Origin of the sequence: Schnuerera sp. (assembly GCF_035459645.1) — a bacterium.
In the GTDB taxonomy this organism is placed as follows: domain Bacteria; phylum Bacillota; class Clostridia; order Tissierellales; family Tepidimicrobiaceae; genus Schnuerera.
The window spans coordinates 1-1,826 of record NZ_DATHXO010000260.1; the positions used below are offsets into that span (position 1 = coordinate 1).

Consider the following 1,826-nt stretch of genomic DNA (forward strand, 5'->3'; position numbering starts at 1 on the left):
AGACCAACTGATGGAATGCGAGGACAGGCAGAGATCATCACCCATGATATGCGACTATTGGAACGAGTATATAACAACATTAAGGGTCAGCTGGAACAATAAAAAGCTATCTTGTTAAGCTACAATAATAGCAACAGAATATAAACATTTATATTAAACAAATCGATGCAGAAGGTTGCAAACTGATAACGGAAAAGGGGATATGATGAAAAAAGATATGATTATTGAAAAAATCGATACCGTTAATGAAATATTGATGCAGACCGCTCCTGCTATGAACAACATTGGGTTACTTAATGGAAAGACAGGAGTGAGCATCTATTTTTTTCATATTGCCGAAATAACTGGTAATAAAAAGTATCAGAAGCTGGCCAAACGATTAATTAGTGAGGTTTATGAGGAAGTGAACAGAAGCGATCTGGAAGTAAGTTTTGAAGATGGATTAGCTGGAATAGCTTGGGGGATTGAATATTTGGCTAAAAATAAGTTTATGGAGGCAGCCACAAAGGCGATATTTTCAGAGATTGATAATAAGATATATCGCCATATAGAATCTAATGATGAGCTTCCAATAGGGATTTTGCAAGGGTCTATGGGATTTCTTGTGTATGTCCTTTCACGATTGCATAATCAAGGTATTCAAGAAGAACAAAGATTTATTTTTAGAAGGTTATTAATCAGACTTGTTAATCATATTGGAAGAATGGTTGAAGAAAGAAAATATAATGCTCAGGAACCATGGGTGTTTGATATTTCTTGGGATCTCCCACTTTGCCTAATACTACTTGGCAAAGCTAAAAAAATAGATATTTATAACTATAAAATAGACCGAATACTGGATGATATTTCACCTATCATTTTATCTCTCTTCCCTCGTTTATCAAGCAATAGACTATATCTTTTACTTGGTATGGAAAGTATTCTACAACAGACTGATATGCCAAATTGGCGAGATCATGCTACTATACTAAAGCAGAATATAGCAATGACTGAAATTTTAGAAAGAGAACTAAGGGATAAAAGTATTCATTTGATGCATGGGGCAGCAGGTGTGGATTTAATAAGTCAATATTTGTTTTATTTAATCCATGAAGAACAAATTCTATTTAATCGAGAGCAGTTAATAGTAAAGATCATTCGCTCAGAATATTGGGAAAAGGTAGAACAAGGTGGATTAGAAAGAAGAAGTGTAGGCCTGTTATTTTATGGTTTCACCGGGGTAGGATTACACTTTTTAGAATTAACAAAGTAGATGGGTAAAAAAAATTATTAGTTAGTATGGGCGATAAAACAGATTTACAAGATGTCACTTTTCTAATCGGGTTAAAAATTGACTCTATTGAGCGATTGGAGAATATTTTGATGGTCATTGATTTTATATACCACCATTTCGATACAAATATTCATGTTTTAGAAACTGCAAAGTATAATAACGGAATAGTCCATAAACTTCTCCCACAAAACGTCTCATATCGCTTTATCGAAGATTATGATCCTATCTTACATCATACAAAATACACCAATAAGTTAGTAAAAAACTGCTGTACTCCATATATAGCAGTTTGGGACGCAGATGTAATTATAGATCCACAACAAATAATAACTGCGGTAGAATGGCTGCGTCGAAATAAGGCAGACTTTGTATCTCCTTATAAGAATAAAGCTTTAGATACAAGTCGAATTATCAGGGAATTATATTATAAAACGAGAGATATTAATGTTCTAAAAACAAATAAAGGGAAAATGGAAGAAATGTATGCACCTAATCCAGTCGGAGGTGGTTTTTTTGCTAATAAGGCTAAATATTTAGAAGCTGGAATGGAAAA

2 protein-coding genes are annotated in these 1,826 nt (G+C 33.5%); both read left to right on the top strand.

All coding sequences use genetic code 11. The features are described from left to right. Nucleotides 1-205: 205 nt before the first annotated feature. A complete protein-coding gene (locus tag VK998_RS06185; RefSeq protein ID WP_325226618.1) occupies nucleotides 206-1,252 on the top strand; it encodes a lanthionine synthetase LanC family protein in 1,047 nt (348 codons plus the stop codon). Between the two features lie 26 nt (nucleotides 1,253-1,278). After that, the coding region (locus VK998_RS06190) for a hypothetical protein (RefSeq protein ID WP_325226619.1) at nucleotides 1,279-1,826 on the top strand (548 nt) is incomplete at its 3' end.

Coding starts and splice junctions, on each gene's coding strand:
- VK998_RS06185 (WP_325226618.1), top strand. CDS start 206: ATGAAAAAAGATATGATTATTGAAAAAATCGATACCGTTAATGAAATA.